Source organism: Streptomyces griseicoloratus (assembly GCF_014534645.1).
GTDB classification, from domain to species: Bacteria; Actinomycetota; Actinomycetes; order Streptomycetales; family Streptomycetaceae; genus Streptomyces; species Streptomyces griseicoloratus.
This window is the reverse complement of sequence record NZ_JACVQF010000155.1, coordinates 1-512: the sequence shown is the minus strand read 5'-3', so window position 1 is coordinate 512 and position 512 is coordinate 1. Positions and strand designations below refer to the sequence as shown.

Here is a 512-nt window from a genome sequence, read left to right as displayed (position 1 = left end):
AAAGCATTCACGGAGAGTTTGATCCTGGCTCAGGACGAACGCTGGCGGCGTGCTTAACACATGCAAGTCGAACGATGAACCTCCTTCGGGAGGGGATTAGTGGCGAACGGGTGAGTAACACGTGGGCAATCTGCCCTGCACTCTGGGACAAGCCCTGGAAACGGGGTCTAATACCGGATATGAGCCGGGACCGCATGGTTCTGGCTGTAAAGCTCCGGCGGTGCAGGATGAGCCCGCGGCCTATCAGCTTGTTGGTGAGGTAACGGCTCACCAAGGCGACGACGGGTAGCCGGCCTGAGAGGGCGACCGGCCACACTGGGACTGAGACACGGCCCAGACTCCTACGGGAGGCAGCAGTGGGGAATATTGCACAATGGGCGCAAGCCTGATGCAGCGACGCCGCGTGAGGGATGACGGCCTTCGGGTTGTAAACCTCTTTCAGCAGGGAAGAAGCGCAAGTGACGGTACCTGCAGAAGAAGCGCCGGCTAACTACGTGCCAGCAGCCGCGGTA

At 60.4% G+C, this 512-nt stretch carries 1 rRNA gene; it reads left to right on the top strand.

Features of this window, described 5'->3' with window-relative positions:
• Window positions 1-6 precede the first annotated feature (6 nt).
• Window positions 7-512, top strand: a 16S ribosomal RNA gene (locus H0H10_RS04545); the annotation flags it as partial.